Genomic DNA, 19,394 nt, shown 5'->3' with positions numbered 1-19,394 from the left:
GATCACACCTTCACGTTGAAGGCTCGCTTAGACCCCAGCTTCGTCAGGGATGCCTTCCCTGGAACACCATCGGCGGCATCACCCTTGTAGCCCTGAGCGAGCTGCTCAGCGGCGTATGCGGCCTTGGTTGCGACGTCGAAAACACCACGGTCGAAGGAGCCCTTCTTGAGCCGTCCTTCTGCGACAAGGGCGTCCTGTACTACGGCAACGTGTCCCTCGTACTCACGCGTCGCCTCGTCGGCTGCGGAGTGGGTGGCGCAGTAGACGAGCGCTGCGAGCGAAACAGTTTGTCGCGTCGGGGAAGGCTTCGCTGCAGGTGGCTTCTCTTCGACGTTGGCAGCCTTGAAGATGGCGGGCTTGTCGATCGGACCCGGGTCCCAGTGGTCGTTTCCAGGGACGTTCGCGTGTCCGTAGTGGCCACCCTTAGTCGCCCAAGTAGTCCTGCTGCGTGACGTCTTCGAGCTGCCTGACGTCGCGAGTGCGCCGGCCGGCCAGACGTCAGGGACGTCCCAGGAGCGGATGGCTCGCATGAGTGCCCTGAAGTTGGGGCCGGGCTTCCAGTAGCCAGTGAACGGCTTCGACGCTCGGGCGAGTATCTCCACCTGGATACAGACGCGTCCGGTGCGGTTCGTCCTCGTCAGCCCGTCGTTGCGAAGCGCACGAGCGGACTGATTCAACGGTCCGTACTGCCCGAGTCGATCAGTCGTCGGGTCGTAGAGGATGTGCGGCTCCGCGCCGATGCGTCGGAGATGGCCGTCGACGGCCGCAAAGGATGTGTCCCCGTGCCCGCTTTCCGTGGTGTGCCAGATGGCCCGTCCGGGCGCGGACGGTGAGTCCATAGCTCCGCCGATGCTGCCGTCCCCCAACTTCTCGGCTTCCTTGATCCAGATTTCGCCCATTGGCGTTCCCCTCCCGGGCATAGAAAAAGCCCCGACGATGCGGGGCGAATGAGATGCGTTGAGCGGCTAGACCGACGTGGCAAACCAAAACACCGGCACGTTGGACCACGTCGCCAGCGCGCCCGGCTGATGGGCGTAAAGGAAGATGGTGAAGCCGGATGCTGTTACGTCATAAGCACGTACGTCCCAACGGCCTGTAACACCGGCAGCGCTGTTGATGTTAGCGAAAACGCGAGGTGCTGCGCTGAACACCTGCGGGAACGCTACCGGTATGACGCGGTCGTCGAGATTGGTGAACGAAACGTTGACCGTTCCGGACTGTTCTTGCGGAACAACACGTCGCCATGCCGCCCCGTCCCAATACTCGTATCGTTTTACGTTGTCGAGCCACGTCAGCATGCCAAGAACGGGTGCGCTATCGCCGGTCAACACGGCCGTTCTCTGCGTTGCGCTAGGGAAACGCAGAGCGGTGCGAGACATCGAGGTGTTCACGAGGTCGCGCATTGACGTTTCGATGTTGGGGGCATCCCCCAACACCGGATATGGGACTTTTTGGTCGTAGCGATCGAAGTTGGGCATTCATCGACTCCAAGAGAACGTCAGGGAAAAGTGTTCGTCATAACGTGGCATAGGCCCCGATGACTGCCCAGTTGCCGTCAGCGTTGCGTAGGACATGGACAATGTCGCCAACTGTTGGCGACGTATAGGACTTCAGTCTGCGCACCCTTTCCACAGGTCCGCGGGCAGTCGAGATATTGACTGTGCCGTCGGTGAAGGTGGCCGTCACAGTGGCCACCATCCAGGCTGCTGCGCGCTGGTCCACGGCACGCTCAGCGGTCCTCTGTATGGCATCTGCCAGGCGCTTTGAGAGCGTCATGGGGAATCCTCCTTGCCCCCGCGCAGGGTCATCGTGAAATCACCCGTGGCCGTCAGGGGGATACTCAGGGACTGGAGGACGTAGAGCTCTTTGCGACCGACGTGGGAGACGCGGATAACGTCGCCGGCTTCCAAGGCTGGATTCGGCAGAGATTCGACCGTCGTCTGAATGTTGGGCGCGATAGCGTCGAAGAGTGCGGCATTCGCAGCGGCTTGGCATGCGGCAGTTGAAAGCCATAGCCCGGACGAGATGCTCTTCGTCACCTTTCCGAAAGGCCCACCCCAACGGGTAGGGCTAAGGGGGTCTGTATCACGAGCGAAGGCGCTCACTGGTGGCGCGTTAGATGCCGTGTTCTCACCCGACGCAACGACAGCGTTGTAGACGGCGTTGCGCGACATCTGACGTCCCGACGCGATGAGTGAACCGCCTTCTCCTTCCGCAACATCCCATACGGCAGGGGAGGTGATCACGTTGGGGACGTCAGTGATAACAAAATGACCGAGAACGTCACAGAAGATTTCCGCTTGCATGGCCGTTGCGATCTGCGTAACGGCATCCCAGCGATCGGTTCCGGCGTCCCAGTCCACCACAGCGCACGCGGGGTTGCGAGCACCGACCGTCAAGTTCACAACGGCCGCCGACGGCATCGTTTGCTGAATCAGGTTGGTCATCGCGGTAACGCAAGTAGCCATTCCCCGTGTGGATCTGGGAGTGTCGAAGGTGTCTTCACTGATGACGCATTCCAGGGATTTTCCCGTGAGCGTCACGGGGCCCATTCGTACGTCGCCCTGCGGCTCATCAATGCGGAACACTCCCAGCGGTACTGATTCTGACGTTCCGTTCGGGTAGCGGATGCCTCTACTGACGACGAGGGTCTGTCCGTAGACCGCCAGAGGTGCCGTGGGGGACCATGGAAGATAAGCGGGGTCAGCCACTGTCAGAGACAGTGACCGACGCTCCTTACTCCCCCGGTCCACCGTGACCGTCCCATCCGTGAAAGGGAGGTCGGCCACAGTGAGCGCACCTGCGTAGTGAGCATCGACACGAGCGGTCATCGCATGCGACGTCGTCAGCGTCCGAAGGAACAGCGGGGTGACGGCGTGCATCAGCTACCTCCGGTATAGACGTCCAGCCACGTCATGGATCCGGCCAGAGCCTCAGCCCATGTGGCGCCCGAGTCCCTCACGGTCTGCCATGTGCGGTCAGCACTGCCGGTGATGCCGCCTGGAGGTCGATCGATCTCTGTGAGAGCAAGCGTCCAGGTGCGGTCGGCGTGTTCGGCGAAGTCCGTGACCCTGGTCTCTGACACCTCACCCACCGAGACATACATGTCCCGCTCACCGAAGCGCGGGGGCCACCGAAGGAGTAAAGGACCCCCCGCCTCCAGGATCCACCACAACGCGTCCCGCTCGGATGTGTCAGCTGTGACAAGACTCAGCTGTCCAGTACGTCCGACGCGCACGTCAGAGATGACAACAGGCATCGCTCGTTGCCTCACGTGGCTGGTGTTCTGACGTGCTGATCGCGCCCATGCAGGCATCGGCGTCCCCACCGTGACCTGAGCCGCCCGTGCAGGTGAGCCAGGGTCCGTCAGCCACACGGCCAGCTCCGGGGCGTCGAGTGTGACCTCGACGCTCAAATACGTCAGTGAAGCTGTGAGCGTTGGTGTCTGGGTCCAGATACGCCAACTCACGGGCACACCTAGCGGCGCCTCGTAGTCGGTAATGACGTACGTGTCGCTCGTCGTCGGCTTCGACGACAGGTCGCCATCCCACCCGCGGACCGGTCGCGGTTGCTCGCCAGCGACCACGCGAGTCAGCGACCATATCCACGTTGGTCCACCAGTGGTGAGTCCGCGGACAGTCAGGGCGGCTCCACCACCGGGGGCTTCAACTGCGTGACAGGTCAGGCCACCCAATCCGAGATGAACGCGGTCCAGATACCAGACCTCACCTGCGGTGGCACCGGGGACGACGACACTCAGACGTACAGACACCGCACCCTCAGGTGCCAGGTCCCCGAGACTGCCCAGGACCCACGCCTCAGAGACTCCGCCCCATATCTGCCACCTCGTACGGAGGACCTCATCGGTAGCACTGAGCCACTCCAGTTGTGTCGCGTAGGCCCTGGTAACACCCGCTCCTCTATATATGGGAGGGGTGAACTGGTGCCCAAAACCGGGGGTGATGCCGGCCACCGGTACTGTGGTGCTGATCTGCATATCCGCGGTGCCGTCGGCTTCGGCTCGCAGGGAGTAGCCGCCGTTGAACACCTGGGTACGGCTCTGCGTAGCCGTACCGGCTGTGATCGTCCACCCGGAGATGTCCTGTTCCATCGACGATACGTTGTAGGGCAACAGATTTCCGGCGGTGCTGACTGCGCTCGTGGGTGCAAGCACCACGCGGTCGACGAGCCACTCCTGACCGGCAGCCGTGGCCGTCGGAGCGAAGGCAACGCGCGCTAGCACGGCGCCAGGCGGAGCCACTGCTACGACGGAGACTCTCGTCCACTGGCCGCTCGGCGGGGTCCAATCAGCGGACGACACACTGATGTCTGTCCCGCCTGCATCCCGCCAATGGATTTGGATGCGGAACGTCAGGGCCGCCACAGCGGGCGACACCATGGTGTGGGCGACGTACTCCGTGTCTGCTACGACCGTTGGCGCCTGTGAGAGCGCACTAGTGGTGAGCATGTCGCCGGAGGCTACGGCCTTCATCGACAGGGACTGATACCACGTGAACGCGGAGTTGGATATCCCCAGGGCCACGTTGGCCGAAGCGAACCAGCCTGCGGTACTGACCTCCATCGTCTCAGTGTTGAAATTCAGCAGGTTGCCGGTCTGCACCGTCGGTGTGAGTCCTAGGAAGATGCGGTCCGTGAACCAGTACTGACCCACACCGGTCCCGGTTGCCCGCAAGATTACGTTCGCCGTGGTTGCAAGAGCCGGGGCCGTCCCCAGTGCCGTTACTTGATGCCACCCGCCCGTAGCGGTGATCAGGGCGCCCTGAGTCGTACTGATCAGCGTCCCACCAGCGTTGTGCCATCGGATCTCTACCCGCGACTGTGAGCCGGCCCCAGGCGGGAAGATTGAGGCGCATGACCAGTATTCCGCGCCGGCTGTTACGGGCACCCTGGTGACTAGACCGACCTGGGTGTCTCCTGCGGCAGTAGTCCGCCACTGCATACTTGACGGGCCGTCAGTGCCACCGTTGGTTTTGGCCAGCGAGTGTGCGTTGACCACAGCGACCCACGCGGAGGCATCAGTCTCGATGCTCTCCGCGTTGGCCGACAGCAGATTCCCGGGGATCGGCATCAGCCCGTGGGCTCCTCCGGGATCGGCACCCCACCCGGAGTGGGGTAGCTAGGGCCTTCCATGGGCGGACGGTCGATATCATCCCCCGGTGGGTCGACGTCGTCGCCTGGCTCTACAGGCTCAGGCTCATAGGGCATGATCGGGGGAACGATCTCCCCTTCGCCCGTGGGCTCCGCAGATTCGTCAGACATCAGAGGTTCCTTCCGGTTTCTAGCGCCATGGCCAAGGTCGTGTCATGTGTGGTGATCTCAGTGCGCACGATGTCGGTGATCTCTCGGTCCCCGACGAACACCCGTACGTCAGCCTGAATCGTCGTCGGCCCTCCGCCGGGTGTTGGGATGGACGACATGCTGCGTGCGATCTGTGCTGAGTCAGGCGCGGAGTACACCTGTGCGGGATGCAGGAAGCGAACCAATTCAGGTCCGGACTCCCCCACCCATGCAAGCTCGCCCAGTTCTGGGAACCCACCCGCGGCGTATCCGCCTGGACGGTTGTAGGCCTTCGGAAGTGAACCGTAGGCCGACTTGGCGTAGCGCATGGAGGAGACGATGTTGGCGAGTGGATTGACCGACACGCCGTACTTGAAGGGCCCGGTTTTGCGGAGATCGCCGGCGAACGCCTCAAACGTCGGACGGATCACCTGCATCAGGCCCACGCTCGGTGTACCCATTGCCCAGTTGCTATCCCACTTGTTGACGACATTGGGATCGCCACCGGACTCCTTTGTCATCCGTCGCAGGGTGATGTCCGCGTACGTGGGCGAGTTGCCCGTCAGACTGAGAGCCTGCATCACGTGGGGGCGCCAACGAGCAACGCCCTTACCACCACTTCCGCCAGAGCCGTTCAGATAACGCATCGGGTCGACGGTCCGGCCATTGAGTCTCGCCTCCAGGTGGAGGTGCGGGCCCGTGGTGTTACCTGTGGCGCCAACACGGCCGACGAGTGCGCCCTGATTGATGGCGTTGCCGGCTTTCGCGACCGTCGACGACATGTGTGCGTAGAGGCTGGACAGGCCTTTGCCGTGATTGATCAGGGCGTGATTTCCGTAGGGTCCACCAGTTCGCGTGAAGGCAACCTGGCCACTGTCAACGGCGCGAATCGCGGCGCCCACTGCTGCTGGGATGTCGACACCGGTGTGACGTCCACTGGACCACATGGAGCCGGCCTTACCGAACATCGTGCTGTACTTGCCGTCGACGGGCTTGACCCATGTGCCAGTTCCGCCGTAGCCCCCGCCGAAGCCGAGCATTTCGACCGCGTAAGTCTTCAACGAGTTCAGAATTTTTCCGGGCAGCTTGGCCATCTCGCGCGTCCAAGGGTTCGTCAGCATCGACGCCATCTTGCTTTTGGCGTAGTTCTCGATCGGGCTGAAGAGTTTGGATGGGTCGACGTAATCCGACGCCTTGGAGAGAAAGTCTCCGACGTCGCCGGCCTTGTCCTTCATCCAGCCGATGATTCCGCCTTCGGCGAAGCCAGCATTCTGGAACTGATCGAGGGACTGACCGCGCATTGCAGCCTGATTGACCGCGAAGAGGCGTGCTCGTTCAAACGGATCGCGCATCGCTTCGGAGACGTAAACACCTTCGCCACGTCGCATCGAAACCAACTGATCGTCACCATCGCGCCACGATGACTGTCCGGGTAGAATGCCTCCACGGGCAAACTTCGGTTGTGCTTTATCAATCGCTGCGAGCGATATCTCTTCGATCGGGCTAGCGCCCGTCACCTCGGATATGCGATTCCACAGTGGGACAATTCCACCGTTGTAAACGTGCTTGATGATCCAGCGGATAGGCTTCTTAGCCATGTCCATCAGATCATCCCAGTACTCACCAATCTTACCTTTGCCAATTTTGATAGCTGTGGTCAGGCGATCCCAACCGTCCTTGATGGAATCAAATGCCGGCTTGATTCCTTCATCCCACAGCCAGGTTGCCTTGTCGCCGATCCACTCGAACGACGGTTTAATGCCTTCTTCCCAAAGCCACATGGCTGCGTCGCCGACGGTGTCCAGCGCAGACTCGAAGTTGTCCCACGCTGGCTTGATCATCTCTTCCCACACCCACTTGGCCTTATCGCCAATGTATGTGAATACGGGAGACAGAGCCTCGTTCCACAACCATGAAGCGGCAGCGCCAACGAGGTACATGGCGAGTTTGAAATTTTCCCACCCCGGCTTGAGAGCGTTCTCCCACAACCAAATGGCGCCGTCAGCGATCGACGTGAAGATGGGAGAAAGGACTTCATTCCAGAACGTTGATGCTGCAATGCCCACGACGGTCAGCAGCGCCATGAAGCCGTCCCAGCCCGGCTTGAGGGCCTCCTCCCACACCCATATAGCCGCGCCCGCTATGCCGTCGAATACCGGCTTGAGTAGCGTCTCCCAAACCCACGATACGACGCCGCCAAGGTGCTTGAACGCGAGATAGGTTGGAAGGAGGAATGCGGTTAGGAACGCCGTGACCAGGGTCTGGACGGCCTTCTTCAAGTGACCGAAGGTAGGAGAAATTATCTCGTTCCAGAGCCACATAACGATGTCGCCGACTTTTTGGATAGCCCACCAGATGCCGTCCCAAGCCGGCTTGATGGCGCGTTCCCACAGCCACATCGCGGCGTCACCGACGGCCGCAGTGCCCGTCTTGATTCCCTCCCAAGATGGCTTGATGGCTTTCTCCCAAAGCCATATAGCACCATCCCCCGCCTTCTTGGTGCCGGTTACGATGTCATCGAATGCGGGCTTAAGGACGCGCTCCCAAACAAATGAGGCACCCTTCTTTATTCCGTCCCATGTTCCGTCGACCGCTTTGCGGAACCATTCGACGTTCTTGTACAGCCATATGACGCCGAGCACCAGAAGCGCGATAGCCGCGACAATCGCCAGAATCACAGGTCCGATACCTGAGGCATAGATGGCGAAAGTGAAGCCGCTCGTCACCAATGTCGCACCGGCCATGGCAATCTTGTAGATGAACATGGCTGCCGCGAAGGCGGCCATTCCGAGACCGATCGCCTTCTGGGCAAAGTACATCCCCCAAAGCGCCTGCACCACCTCAGGATGCTCAGTTGCAATCCATGAGATCGCATCGAAGATAGGGCCGACTACCTCAAACATCTTTTCGGCTAGGGGCGAGAGTGATTTTCCGACTTGCACCGTCGCATCCAGAATCTCACCCAGGAAATTCGAAACCTTAGGTGACATCTCATTGACGTACGCCAAGAACTTCTCGAACTTGGGCGAGCCCTTGAGACTAGTCCCCCACTTGGCGAACTTGCCGGTGATGGAATCGGACTTCTTACCGATCCCATCCATGTGTGGAAGGAAGGCGTCGATGATTCCGGCAATACCTTTGATGATGTTGCCAAATGCGACACCGAAGCCTTCGACGGCCGGCTGAACACTCTCCTTCAGGTCAGCCTTGAAGGATACCCAGAACGGCGTCTTCATCTGCGCCGACGCCTTGTCATACAGCGTCGTAATACCTTTGGACGCCTCAATCACCAGTGTTCCCAGTCCTGGCAAAGCGCCTTTAGCGGAGTTCACTCCGCGGGTAAAGAGCGGGAGGGTGTGAGGCTGCAACGACTTCTGCCACGACTCGAAAGCCGACTTGATACCCTTCGGACCCTCGATCGAGTCGTATAGGGCACGCTGCTCCGGCGACAGCTTCGCCAGTTCCTTGCGGAATTCCTCCGACTTGGAGAGAGCAGTCGACGTCGCGGACGCGCCAGACAGACGAGCTGACGCAACGCCACGTTCCGCGGACTCCACAGACTCAGCGGCAGACACCTGAGCTTCAGCAGCGTTCTGTACGGCGTCCGCTACACGACGTTGTGCGTCCGCGACAGACTGAGCCGCATCCACCTGTGCACGGGCCGATGCTTGTTGTGCGTCGGCGACAGCTTCGGCACGTTCCACAACGTCGCGCTGAGCATCCGAGAGACGCTCCGTCGCGGACTTCACCGCATCAGAACCCTCAACGCCGGCCTTGGCCTGACGACGGGCTTCCTTCTGGAGTTCCTGATAGTCCTGACGTTGCTGTTTCGATGACAGCATTGCCTGGTCGAGGGCTAGCTTGGCTTGCTCTCGTTGCAGATCACTAGCCTTCGGATCCTTCATGACTTCTTGAAGACGAAGCTGGGCCTCTGTTACACGGAGCGCCGCCGACCGTTGGTCAAGCGCGCCGCCCTCGATCTGACGATTCAGGTCACGGAGCTGCTGGGTTGCCGACTCTCGCGCCTGTGTGAGGTCCATTTCGGCACGTTGTGCCGCATGCTTGGCGTCGGCAAGGCCCTCTTCGGCTCGCTTCACCGACTCGGCAGCCTGCCGTCGTTGGTCCGCGGCCCGCTGGGATGCGTCGGCAACGGCACGTTCCGCGTCCGCTACCTGGCGGTTGGCCTGAGCGATGCTGCGGGCCGCGTTGCGGTGAGCCGACTCCAGAGCCTGCTGGGCACCCGCCATCTGAAGGGCCTGTGAGGCTGCCTGTTGTGTTGCGGCAGCCGCCCGAGACGTCGCGCTGGCAGCGTCATCCTCAGCCGCCTTCTTAGCCTTGATGACCTCGGTGACGCCCTTGACAGCAGGGATGGCCGCCAGAGCGAAAGCGCCGACACCCGCACCCGCCGTGACCAGCATGGACGTCAGTGCGCCAATACCGGCCGTCAGGATCGGGGCCAGGGGGATGGCGGTGAGGATGCCGATCTGGAGGCCTAGGTGCATGATCGCGTTACCGGCACGCGACGTGTCTGCAAAAGCCGTGATACGGAAAACCTTGTTGTCATCCGCCATGGCCTTAAGCGCCGCCAGCTCAGCAGCGGCCTTGCCAGTGTCTACCCTGACGTCGATGTCGGTGCGCTGAACACTCAGCGCCCCAAGGCGTGCCTGGATAGCCGTGACCTCCGCGAGTGCTGCACCCGCGTCGATATCGATACCAACACGCACATCCGCCAGAGCCGCCAGACGGGCGCGGAGCTGCTGCATTTCCGCCATCGCGGGCGACGTATCGGCGTCGACGTTGACCTCAGGTAGCGACGCCTGAGCCGCAGCAACCACCGCGCGGAGCTTCGCGCCGAATGCGCCGTCCACCTCGATTCCGACTTCACGCCGGCCCGGGATTGACGCGATCTCCGCCCGAATCTCCGCCAACGCCGCGCGGGCAGTCGCCGTGTCCGCCCGTACCGCGACGCTCGGATGTTGGGCGCCAAGCTCCTGGAGTTGCGCCTCCAGACGGGCTATCTCAGCCTCAGCGGCTGCGACAGAAACATCCACACCAATGGTCTTGTTTGACAGCGTTTCCATGCGTGCCCGGATTCGGGCCAGCTCAGCGTCTACACCTGTATCCCCAAGTCGAATATCCAGCTTAGGCATAGCCCGGAATGCGGCCGTCAGTTTGGTCCGCAGGGAGCGAGCAAACGCACCACCCGCGTTGTCACCCTGCCGGCCAGCAGCCTGAACTCCCGCCCGACCACCCTGGGTTATGGCATTGGGAATGGCGATCACGATGTTGTTCGAAATCGCCTGCCCCATACGCTTCCCTGCCTCCTTACCCACCTTATCGGCGATAGGCAGCACGAGGCCTTTGAGCTTGGTGTGAAAATTCGGAATGATGGGTACGACGTCGACGGCCGCATTGCCGACAATGGGCGGAGTAGTCATGGTTCTCCTACGTCTGATTCCTCAGCCGCGGGTCTAGCGCGCGGCGCTGCTCATCGCTCAGCGACTTTCGCGGGCCACCGGTCGACGTGGGGGCAACTCCGGGTCGCGGAGTCGGATGGAACGGCGGGGGCTTTCCACCAGCAGCCGCGATTGCGACGCCACGGCTGAGGAAGATCTCATCCTTGATGCCAGCGAGGAGAATCTCAGCGGCGCTCCATGGACCATGACCTGGCCGGCGATTGGTCTTGGCCTTTTCTAGGTCGGCGGGATCGATGGAATTCCAGATCGCTGTCTTCGTCGTCGACTCAGGCGGAAGGCGTTCGATAAGGACCCTCAACTTCCGAAGCGAGAGCTTTCCTCGATAGACGTCGAGAAGATCCAAGCCGTCGCAATAGAAAGCGAGATCACCTTCTAGCGCTTCCGCGTGCTCCGTGAGGACCGCGAACGTGCTCCAGACTTTCCCGGGGTCTCTCCCACAGCCTCCATAGCGGCAGTGGTGAACGCGTTGATCTCGTCGAAGGTCGCATCCTCGTCGATGAAAAGCTGCACGTCATCTTCGTGAAGGACGCCAGCAGCCCACCCGTCGTAGTCGCCCTGGCGGAGGGCTCGCATGTACGAGGGGCGCCAGTGGGAAACGCTCTTGATGCGGAGTGAGATGCCATTCAGCTCAGCGACACCGTAGCCATCGGTGGCCTCGATCTCCTGTGCCTCAGCGGAAGTGATTTCAGACATGCGCGGGTCTCCTAAGTCAGAATGCGCGGGTCAAAAGCATGAGAAAGCAGAGCCCCGGACCCGCGCGGTACAGGGCTCTGCTGGTTTGGGTTACGGCGTCGGGAAGAACGCCGACACGTCAACGCCGCCATACTTCAGGGAGCGCTTGACAGCTGCCGCATTGCTGGCGCCCTTGTAGAACTTGAAGGTCATCTGGAGCGGCATCACGTCGGTGGTTTGCGGCTGTTCGTCGCCTCGTTCGGTCACCTTGCCGTTAGGCATGTACAGGCGCATACGCTTGGCGCTGTCCATGGTGTCGAAGATGAATGCGTACCGAAGATCGGCCGGCTTATCCGGGAGGTCGTAGGTAGCGACGTCCGTGGTCGGTTCTAGAGAATCGATCGGCACGTTGTCGTAGAGAGCCCGTACCAGGGGATTGAGACCTTCGAGGAAGGTCACCTGAGCGGACTTAGTCGACTTAGTCGTCAGAGTCCGGATCGGGTCCAAAGATCCTGCTGCTTCTACGTCCTGCTGCTCTTCCTCAATCTTGAAGAGTCCACCCTCAGTGGTGATCCAGCCTGCATTGACCCACGGAGTCGCAGGGTCAGCGAAGGCTGTAGGCATAACGGTGTTAACGGCCGCCACATAGACGAGGTAGTCGGTTGCGCCGAACGTGAGATCGGCATTACGGGTATCCGCCATCAGCCCTCCAGGGCATGCGAAAGACCCGAATGCCGACGGCGATTCGGGTCAAAGAGTTGTGGGTTATGCGGCTCGAAGGCTTACGGTGTACGTGGCGCCACGTCGATGGATTGCGGGACTGGCCCACGGCTGCCGGGACGGACCAGAGTCACACCGCACGGAGCGAATGACTGCACCGTTCACAGAGCCGTGAAGGAAGAGCAGTGCGTCACGAACCTGAGCCGCCAGTGTCCGAGCCTCGTCCGCTGTAGCCGCGAAGACGTCGACTGCCACTCGGGGATGCAGCGAGAACCGATCGTCGTGTCCGCCAACGCGCTCCACCCGGATCACAGGGAGTCGGTCCTCCAGGTCGGCAGGAGTCTCGGCAGCGGAGAACACATCGAACGTCGACTCAGCCCACGGGGCCAGCACTGCCTCGATGTCAGCCATATATGGCCTTCACAGCATCAATGGCCGTCTGCATCGGTGCGTAGCGCGGCACCCGCCCGTCACCATGCTCCACACGCCAAGCGTGCGACGCAGAGTTGATCAGCCGTGCGCCATGGCGGCGACGTGGACGACCCCTGAAACGGACGCTCTTGGCGATAGGCACAACGCTGAAGCTGGCCTTATACAGACCAGGGTGCGCATCCTCCGTCGGGTCTCCGACAGGCGATACAGCCTGAGCCGCTACACCAATCTCGTCCGCGGCAGCAACACATCGTGCTTGCAGCCATGGTGCGGACACCATGGCCCCCAGACCTGAGTAGCGCCCGGTGTACTTAGAGCGGTACGCCATCAGCCGGTCACCTCCTCCAGGGATGCCTCCACGCGGGCCAACGACGTCAGAGGAAAGATCAGCGGCCGTCCGATGACTTCGTACGTTTCGCTTCCACGATTGATTCGATCGCCAGCACGCACATCGGTCCCAAGCGGCGCCGACAGGACGCGTCGTGTTGTGACAGTCGTCGACGCGTCCTGCTGTTCCGACGAGGACCCAACGGTCACGCCGTACGGGCTCATCACCGCGCAATCCTCCACAGTGATGAACACCGGAGGGCCAGGGACGAACGAGCCCGTAGAGTCACGAACTGGTGTGCCGGGGCGTCGGATCTGGATCGTCTCCGACATCAGTTCTTTGATCAGGCTCATGGCGCCTGCCAGATCCGAACATGCCGTCCGTCGTCGATGGGAGCGATCGTCAGCATCGAGGCCCCAGAAGACAGACCCACCGCGCGACGCAGCCGACGGCGCTCATCCTCAGAGAGCGCAACGCCGGTTTGTGCGTCTGCGTAGGAGATCAGCATTCCGCCTGCCTGTTCAGAGCGGACCCCTGCCGGATTCGTCAGCACCCGGGCAGCCACCGCCAGGGCGACGGACTTCACTCCCGGCTGCGGAGGGTCGATGATCCGATCCCCCACTTCGCCACGAATGGCGTCCTCCGTCAGGTCGTGCGCCAGGTCCGCGCGCTCGTCGGAGATGGTGCCGATAAGTGCTCGAAGCTCAGCCGTTGTGAACAGAGGCATCAGGAGCCGCCTTACGCCGTGCTGAGGCACGCTTAGCTGGAGCCTTCGCAGGTTCTGGCTCCGCGAGTCGACTTACGGACGGGACCTCGTCCCATACCTTCGGGTTGGTGATCAGTGCCTGTGCCCACTCCGGGACCTCGTCCGCGGGGCCGAACACGTGGGCGTTGCCCTTGTCGTCGGTGACATGGACGACTGACTTCAGGGTTGCCATGTGAGTGCCTCGCGTTCGGAGTTAGATGACGTCGGCGACAAACGTGAGGTCCGGAGCGCCCAGAACAGGCAGGACAATGGCAGTCGCGCGAGTCCACACGGTCTGGGGGTCCTCCGACTTGTACGCGCCCACAGCCACGCCCGCAGCATCACCAGCCAGCCCGTATCGAGGATCGTTCGCCTCCACGGGGACACCCCATAGCGTCTTACCCAACGCGTCACCCTGCGCTGGCAGGAATGCGATCTTGTCCTCCGGAGTGACACGGGTAGCCGTACCCGCTACGGACACCTTGGCGTCGTAGATAGCCACAGGCGGGATGTCGAAGTCACCCAAGATGTTGTTCAGGTCGTCCTTGGTCAGTACGGTCGGTGCGGTCGAAGATCCGCGATAGGCAAGCTCTCGGATCTGCTTGTTCCGACGCAGGAAGTTGTATGCCTTCCGCGACATGAGAGTGTTCGCCGGTAGGTCGCCGTTCGTGTCGTTGTAGACGTCGAGCCATGCCATGAAGTAGTCGTAGGCCAGCGACGTCTCCGTGGAACTCCACGCAATCGCGGCCGTCACGGAGTGTCCGGCCTTGCGACCGAAGTCAACTCCAGCTGAGACGTTGTTTTCAGCAATGGTGACGGACCCGTTGAAGATCGCGTCACCACGGGCCAGTTCTGTACGAGCCGCGATGGCAGAGATGCCCTTGACGGCATCCTTCTCCATCGCATCGCGGATCTCGTCGTCCTGACTGTCCACGTTTCGCATCTTGATCTGGTCGTACTCGCCAAGCGGGTACTTCCGCGAGATCGGCGGAAGCTCGCCGGTTACCCTCGCGGCACCTGACCGGGATCCGATGTCCGACTCAGCGTCGAACGCCCGGAACACAGCTGCCTCCACGAGGCCACCGCCTCCCCGGTTGAACCGATAGACAAGATCATTGATCGTGTCGTTGGGGAGCCAGCGGTTGAGGGAGAACTGATTCTCCTCCCGGTCCCGCAACGCCTCGCGTGCGTAGCCGGTCAGCTCCGCAGGGGTCGCGTACTCAGTGATGAGCTGCATTTATCAGGGCCTCTCAGACGAAGATGATGCGGCCGGCGACATCGGTCTTGCCAGCAGCGTCGACGGCGATCGGGAGCTTCGCCTCACGGATGAAGCAGTGGACGAGCATCGAGCCGACGACCTTGGTCGACGCCACCCGTCGCGCGTTGACATCCTGTGCGGTGAACAGGAAGCCCACGAGGGTCTGCCGGCCATCGCTCACAGCATCGTCGTAGGGGCCATAGAGCCCGGTGGCCGTCACCTTCCCCAGCGGGATACCGCTCTTGATGTACCCGTCGGGGTAGTGGGTACCAGCGGTGAACTTACTGACGTCGAGAGAAGCTGAGACAGGCGCGTCCGTGCCGTGCGCGGACCCCAGCCAATCCCGGCGATCCTGAGTGAAGCTCTCAACCTTGAGGCTGAGGTCCATATGTCCTCCTAGAGGAGTGGTCAGTTCTTTCCGTGGCGCTCGCGATATCGCTCAGCGCCGGTCGTTACGCCCTTGGTGCCACCGACGTCGCTCCCACGGGCTCCGCCTGAACGGGACGATCCGCCCTGGCTGCCGGCATCTCCGGTCTGGCCGAACTCCGCCTTCAGCGCATCGGCGTCTGCCTCCAGTTCCTCCTTCGTGGAGCCCTGGAGTCGCTTGGCCTGAGCGACGGTCAGTCCCTTGTCTGCCGCGACCCGAACGCGCAAGAGCTCAGCCGTCGCAGCCGCAGCAGTCGCTGCATTGGCAGCAGCGAGAGCCGCAGCGTCGTCGCGTTCCTTCTGAAGTCGCTCGGTTTCGCTCAAGTCCGCGGCCTTGCGGGTGGCGAGTTCTGCGTCAGCGGCACGCAAGCGTTCCAGTTCGGCCGGGTCAGGGGCCTGAGAGGCTCGCTGCTCATGCTTGCGAGCGTGGTGCTTCCAGTAGGCGACTTGGTGTTCCGCGGACATGTCAGCGGTGGGAGTGTTGTCCGGATATCCGTGCTCGTTGACCGTCGGAGCGCCCCCTCCGCCTCCGCCACCGTCAGGGTCCTCGTGGAGAGTCCACGGCTGAGAGGCAAAGGTGAGCAGCGCAAAGCGAGCGCGGGTGCGCTTGGGCATGGTGGTTTCCCCTGTCGGGATAGGTGTTAGCCCCTGTCGGGCATGAGAAAGGGCCCGCTGGTGGGCGTGCCCTAGATGCGCTATGCGAGTACCTACTCGGAGACGTCCTCCATACAAGGCCCATCGCCAAGGCGACGCATCACCGCATCACGAGTGGTGGACACCGTGGCGTCAGGAGTCTCATCAGCGGCAGCTTCAGCCTCCAACATCGATTCGAGCCGGCGTTGGGCTTCCTCGAATCCGTATCGCTCCACTAGGTCCCCGACCACTGACCGTCTATCCATGTTCATAGCTTCCCCAGCAGTCCTAGTTGCTCAAAGAGCTCGTCAAGAGCGTCAGCGATTTCAGCGAATTCCTCCGCAGGCCATTGCCCGGGGTACCCGGCCGTAAAACCGGTGATCAACTTGGCCCCCATACCAGGATCACTGAGCTCATGCAGTTGCTCCATGAGGACTGGATCATACGAACGTGTAGCGATCCACTGTGCATACGCTCTACCGAACACCTCCCGTGGACGCGCCAGGTAACTCACGTACTCCCGAGAGACGTAGAAGTCCTCAATGGTGCCGTTGGGCTGTTCGATCTTCGCCCATCGCATCTTGGGACTCCACTTCTTCATCATCCGAAGTGTTCGATGCGTGTCTGTACGCTGTACCGCATCCCACCACTCGGCAAATATGCTGTCAGGTGCCACCTCGTCGTTGTCCAGGCCCGTACTCATGACTCCGGGCTCACCGATACCTTGGTGATCCAGGAAGTGTCCCAGCTCATGTACAGCGGTCAGTTCTGGATGGGCGTAGGGTGCTGGGTTGATTCGTAGCAGCACCGACTCATCTCCGACACGCCTGTACACCCCGCCATAGTCGGGGCGAGTCTCTGTATAGAGCGGGATGCGCGGTAGTTCGCGATCCATACCGTGGACGCGAGCAATCGCCGCGATGGCATGATCAAGGGCCTGACGCGTTCGAACAGTAGGTGGCGTCTCGTCATGGTCGTTGGCCCCACCATCGAAGATCGACGATCCCAGGGGACCCGGACCATCTTCAGGGGGATTTGGCTGTGCGGGAGTCGTCGAGGGAGGCTCATCTCCACCGTTACCAGTAGGTCCGATGGCGCCAGGTCCGATGAAGCTATGGTCCTGGAATGTCAACACGGGCCCGATCTCACCGTGCTTGCGCGCGATGATGATCTGGCGGTAGTCGATCGCGCGTCCACCACGGTCACTCTGACCTGTGGCCTCTTGGACGAGCTCATGTATCCGCTCAAGCTTTGCCTCGTCGATGATCTGGCCAGGGTCGTAATCGGCACTGACCGTCTTGACGATGCAGTTGCATCCGGGGTGGATAGGCTGGAGGTCGCGCTTGTGGTACCTCTGCGTCGACGCGATCATGCACAACGCACAGTCGTACTCGCCGAACAACTCCCGGACGGTGTAGGTCACACCGTCCTGATCGGCAGCGACTTCACGCACCGTGTGAGTACGCGCTAGCTGGAGATCCGTCGCCGTGATGGTGTCGAGGCGGTGAGCGCCTCGTGTGGTGGCGACATCGAGTGACTCGCCCTTCGAGAGTGCGTTCCACACCTCTTTGAAGGGGCGTCGATAGACTTCTTCGGGGTCTACATCCCGCAACGCCCTGCCCGTGACAGCGTCGAAGTCCAGGTCGATGGGGTGAGCGTCATCGGCTTCGGATTCCCGATACAGCGTCTCCAAATACGACGCCGTCAGGCTCGCCACCTGACGCTGACCACCGAGGACCGTGGGAAGTGCAGCGCGCTGGAATCGCCGTACGTCTGCCTCCCGCCAGGACCCAAGGTCAGTCCATGACCGACCAACCCGTCCGCGGACACTCGTCCACACCCGGCTGACTGCGGCCCCGTACTGGCGATCAAGCCGCGTCAGCATCGGCGCCCCGTCCGATCATGAGTCGCTGATCGCGCTGTGCACGAGCATCTGCGAGGGAGGCCGGCTGCTGTTGTGGGTCAGGCGCGGGAGGTGTTGCGTTCAGCGAGTCCGCGGCACGGTCGATCTCCATACGGTCGATCTGTGTGGGGGTATAGCCCATGTCTTGCATTCGCTGACGCCATGGGACGTCGGCAGCCTTCTTCTTCACGGCTGCGTCGGCCAGCTCAGCAATGCTGCGGGACTCAGGATCGCGCCAAACGGTTTCTGCGTCGTAGGTTGTGGCGCGCTTCTCGTCGCCAAGAACGACGAAGGACAGACGCATGACCTGTTCCCACGACTCGCCGAAGTTGCGCTGTCTGTCGCGCACCTTGCTGACGAGTCCGGTCTCCGCAGCCTTCAGCGCGTCTCCGCTGACGTTGACGACCTGGCCCAACAGGTAGTGCGGAGGAGTGCGGGAAATGGCTGCCAGGTCCTGTACCGCGGACTCCACAGCTGCGATATAGGGCGTCAAGTCGGTGGCAGCGAACTCACCGAAGCGAGTGTCAGTCTCGGCGGATGTCCACAGCTTCCGAATATCGAGCTGGAACGGCTGGATCTTCTGTCCCGTGACCGGGTCCTCGTCAACCTCCAGGCCAGAGGCCCAACGCTGTCTGAACGCTCCGTATTTCATGGCAGCGATCAGGTTGATCAGCGACAGGTTGATGCGGTTCTGGATGGTCAGAACGTCCTCGTGCTCCGCGAAGCCCTCCGGTCGACGGTTGCGTCGGTTGATGAAGGGGACGAGGGGGACGGCCTTGAGATCATTGGGACGCGTGCCGTCTTTCGCGTTGGGAAGTACCAACGCATCCCATGACCGGAGCTGTGCAGATCGTCCGCCAAAGGCGGGCGCATTTGACTTGGTCATGAACTCGTGCACCGTCTCAGGCGTCCAGAGCGTCGCCCGGGTCTGTCCAGTCCAGTCGTCTCGCCACAGCTTGAGGCCGGCAGCGAGCTTCCGACGGTTGCCCTGCGCGTGCTCGACGGCCACCTGACGAGGTGTCTCGTGCGTCAGAACGGGTCTACCGTCGTCGCCCTTCTCCACCAGGACGAACGCTCGCCGTTGTGACAACGCGCCGTAGTGGACGAGGTCGGCATCGGCGTCCATGCTGTTCTCTTGCCAGACTCGGTTGGCTTCCTTGTCTGACGTCGACGCACCGTCACTCTTGCCCTCAGGGGCGCCTTCGTCGGTGCTGCCGAATCGGAAACCGTCGACGTGCATTCGCTCGACTGGACTGTCCAGCACCAGCGCAGTCCAGTTGGTCCGCGCGTCCCGCATCCACTCGCGAACCTCCCGCGGATCCACACCGGGAACGTGGGGCATCTGTGGGCGGCCTTCGGCGAAGTCGCGGAGAGTGTCGAGTCCCGGTGTTTTCTCACCATCAGAATCGATCGAGTCTGCTCGCTCGTCGAGCAATTTCTTTCCGAGCCGTTGCAGCCACCATCCGGGAGACTCCACCTTCGTTGCATCGATAGGCACTTAC

18 protein-coding genes are annotated in these 19,394 nt (G+C 61.8%); all 18 read right to left on the bottom strand.

Annotated elements, in window-relative coordinates; translation table 11 throughout:
- Positions 1–2: 2 nt before the first annotated feature.
- Positions 3–899, bottom strand: a complete 897-nt coding sequence (locus tag NBG84_RS26105; protein WP_250922044.1) for a peptidoglycan-binding protein LysM — start codon at positions 897–899, stop codon at positions 3–5.
- A gap of 66 nt (positions 900–965) precedes the next feature.
- The gene (locus tag NBG84_RS26100; RefSeq protein ID WP_250922043.1) at positions 966–1,478 is read right to left on the bottom strand and encodes an H-type lectin domain-containing protein; all 513 of its coding nucleotides are present in this window, start codon (positions 1,476–1,478) and stop codon (positions 966–968) included.
- 37 nt (positions 1,479–1,515) lie between these two features.
- Positions 1,516–1,776, bottom strand: a complete 261-nt coding sequence (locus NBG84_RS26095) for a hypothetical protein (RefSeq protein ID WP_250922042.1) — start codon at positions 1,774–1,776, stop codon at positions 1,516–1,518.
- A complete protein-coding gene (locus tag NBG84_RS40760) occupies positions 1,773–2,831 on the bottom strand; it encodes a DUF5047 domain-containing protein (RefSeq protein ID WP_285367731.1) in 1,059 nt (352 codons plus the stop codon). Before NBG84_RS40760 ends, NBG84_RS26095 begins: the two co-directional genes overlap by 4 nt.
- A gap of 50 nt (positions 2,832–2,881) precedes the next feature.
- Positions 2,882–4,582 (bottom strand): hypothetical protein, encoded by a 1,701-nt coding sequence (locus NBG84_RS26080; protein ID WP_250922041.1) that lies wholly within the window; start codon positions 4,580–4,582, stop codon positions 2,882–2,884.
- Positions 4,583–5,088: 506 nt separating this feature from the next.
- Positions 5,089–5,280, bottom strand: coding sequence for a hypothetical protein (locus NBG84_RS26075; protein WP_250922040.1), 192 nt, complete (start codon positions 5,278–5,280; stop codon positions 5,089–5,091).
- A complete protein-coding gene (locus NBG84_RS26070) occupies positions 5,280–10,736 on the bottom strand; it encodes a peptidoglycan DD-metalloendopeptidase family protein (RefSeq protein ID WP_250922039.1) in 5,457 nt (1,818 codons plus the stop codon). Before NBG84_RS26070 ends, NBG84_RS26075 begins: the two co-directional genes overlap by 1 nt.
- Before the next feature lie 411 nt (positions 10,737–11,147).
- Positions 11,148–11,468: a hypothetical protein gene (locus NBG84_RS26065; protein WP_250922038.1), complete on the bottom strand. Its 321-nt coding sequence runs from the start codon at positions 11,466–11,468 to the stop codon at positions 11,148–11,150.
- Positions 11,469–11,558: 90 nt separating this feature from the next.
- Positions 11,559–12,149, bottom strand: a complete 591-nt coding sequence (locus tag NBG84_RS26060; protein WP_250922037.1) for a phage tail tube protein — start codon at positions 12,147–12,149, stop codon at positions 11,559–11,561.
- 777 nt (positions 12,150–12,926) lie between these two features.
- Positions 12,927–13,280 (bottom strand): hypothetical protein, encoded by a 354-nt coding sequence (locus NBG84_RS26055; protein WP_250922036.1) that lies wholly within the window; start codon positions 13,278–13,280, stop codon positions 12,927–12,929.
- Positions 13,277–13,654 carry a hypothetical protein gene (locus NBG84_RS26050; RefSeq protein WP_250922035.1) on the bottom strand — a complete coding sequence of 126 codons (378 nt, stop codon included), beginning with the start codon at positions 13,652–13,654 and terminating at the stop codon, positions 13,277–13,279. The genes NBG84_RS26055 and NBG84_RS26050 overlap by 4 nt, the downstream gene beginning before the upstream one ends.
- Positions 13,632–13,865, bottom strand: coding sequence for a hypothetical protein (locus NBG84_RS26045; protein WP_250922034.1), 234 nt, complete (start codon positions 13,863–13,865; stop codon positions 13,632–13,634). Before NBG84_RS26045 ends, NBG84_RS26050 begins: the two co-directional genes overlap by 23 nt.
- Positions 13,866–13,886: 21 nt before the next feature.
- Positions 13,887–14,909, bottom strand: a complete 1,023-nt coding sequence (locus NBG84_RS26040) for a major capsid protein (protein ID WP_250922033.1) — start codon at positions 14,907–14,909, stop codon at positions 13,887–13,889.
- A gap of 13 nt (positions 14,910–14,922) precedes the next feature.
- Positions 14,923–15,318, bottom strand: a complete 396-nt coding sequence (locus tag NBG84_RS26035; RefSeq protein ID WP_250922032.1) for a head decoration protein — start codon at positions 15,316–15,318, stop codon at positions 14,923–14,925.
- A gap of 20 nt (positions 15,319–15,338) precedes the next feature.
- Positions 15,339–15,971, bottom strand: a complete 633-nt coding sequence (locus tag NBG84_RS26030) for a hypothetical protein (protein ID WP_250922031.1) — start codon at positions 15,969–15,971, stop codon at positions 15,339–15,341.
- Between the two features lie 92 nt (positions 15,972–16,063).
- Positions 16,064–16,255: a hypothetical protein gene (locus NBG84_RS26025; RefSeq protein ID WP_250922030.1), complete on the bottom strand. Its 192-nt coding sequence runs from the start codon at positions 16,253–16,255 to the stop codon at positions 16,064–16,066.
- Positions 16,256–16,257: 2 nt separating this feature from the next.
- On the bottom strand, positions 16,258–17,706 hold the full coding sequence (locus NBG84_RS26020; protein WP_250922029.1) for a hypothetical protein: 1,449 nt from the start codon (positions 17,704–17,706) through the stop codon (positions 16,258–16,260).
- A 151-nt stretch (positions 17,707–17,857) separates the two neighbouring features.
- The gene (locus tag NBG84_RS26015) at positions 17,858–19,390 is read right to left on the bottom strand and encodes a phage portal protein (protein ID WP_250922028.1); all 1,533 of its coding nucleotides are present in this window, start codon (positions 19,388–19,390) and stop codon (positions 17,858–17,860) included.
- Between the last annotated feature and the right edge of the window lie 4 nt (positions 19,391–19,394).

Origin of the sequence: Streptomyces albipurpureus, assembly GCF_023701525.1 — a bacterium.
Lineage (GTDB): Bacteria > Actinomycetota > Actinomycetes > Streptomycetales > Streptomycetaceae > Streptomyces > Streptomyces albipurpureus.
This window is presented reverse-complemented; position numbering and strand designations above follow the sequence as displayed.

What these genes read in the sequence shown, in the direction of transcription:
- NBG84_RS26105 (WP_250922044.1), bottom strand. Translation starts at nt 899, where the DNA reads ATGGGCGAAATCTGGATCAAGGAAGCCGAGAAGTTGGGGGACGGCAGC.
- NBG84_RS26100 (WP_250922043.1), bottom strand. Translation starts at nt 1,478, where the DNA reads ATGCCCAACTTCGATCGCTACGACCAAAAAGTCCCATATCCGGTGTTG.
- NBG84_RS26095 (WP_250922042.1), bottom strand. Translation starts at nt 1,776, where the DNA reads ATGACGCTCTCAAAGCGCCTGGCAGATGCCATACAGAGGACCGCTGAG.
- NBG84_RS40760 (WP_285367731.1), bottom strand. Translation starts at nt 2,831, where the DNA reads ATGACCGCTCGTGTCGATGCTCACTACGCAGGTGCGCTCACTGTGGCC.
- NBG84_RS26080 (WP_250922041.1), bottom strand. Translation starts at nt 4,582, where the DNA reads ATGGAGGTCAGTACCGCAGGCTGGTTCGCTTCGGCCAACGTGGCCCTG.
- NBG84_RS26075 (WP_250922040.1), bottom strand. Translation starts at nt 5,280, where the DNA reads ATGTCTGACGAATCTGCGGAGCCCACGGGCGAAGGGGAGATCGTTCCC.
- NBG84_RS26070 (WP_250922039.1), bottom strand. Translation starts at nt 10,736, where the DNA reads ATGACTACTCCGCCCATTGTCGGCAATGCGGCCGTCGACGTCGTACCC.
- NBG84_RS26065 (WP_250922038.1), bottom strand. Translation starts at nt 11,468, where the DNA reads ATGTCTGAAATCACTTCCGCTGAGGCACAGGAGATCGAGGCCACCGAT.
- NBG84_RS26060 (WP_250922037.1), bottom strand. Translation starts at nt 12,149, where the DNA reads ATGGCGGATACCCGTAATGCCGATCTCACGTTCGGCGCAACCGACTAC.
- NBG84_RS26055 (WP_250922036.1), bottom strand. Translation starts at nt 13,280, where the DNA reads ATGAGCCTGATCAAAGAACTGATGTCGGAGACGATCCAGATCCGACGC.
- NBG84_RS26050 (WP_250922035.1), bottom strand. Translation starts at nt 13,654, where the DNA reads ATGCCTCTGTTCACAACGGCTGAGCTTCGAGCACTTATCGGCACCATC.
- NBG84_RS26045 (WP_250922034.1), bottom strand. Translation starts at nt 13,865, where the DNA reads ATGGCAACCCTGAAGTCAGTCGTCCATGTCACCGACGACAAGGGCAAC.
- NBG84_RS26040 (WP_250922033.1), bottom strand. Translation starts at nt 14,909, where the DNA reads ATGCAGCTCATCACTGAGTACGCGACCCCTGCGGAGCTGACCGGCTAC.
- NBG84_RS26035 (WP_250922032.1), bottom strand. Translation starts at nt 15,318, where the DNA reads ATGGACCTCAGCCTCAAGGTTGAGAGCTTCACTCAGGATCGCCGGGAT.
- NBG84_RS26030 (WP_250922031.1), bottom strand. Translation starts at nt 15,971, where the DNA reads ATGCCCAAGCGCACCCGCGCTCGCTTTGCGCTGCTCACCTTTGCCTCT.
- NBG84_RS26025 (WP_250922030.1), bottom strand. Translation starts at nt 16,255, where the DNA reads ATGGATAGACGGTCAGTGGTCGGGGACCTAGTGGAGCGATACGGATTC.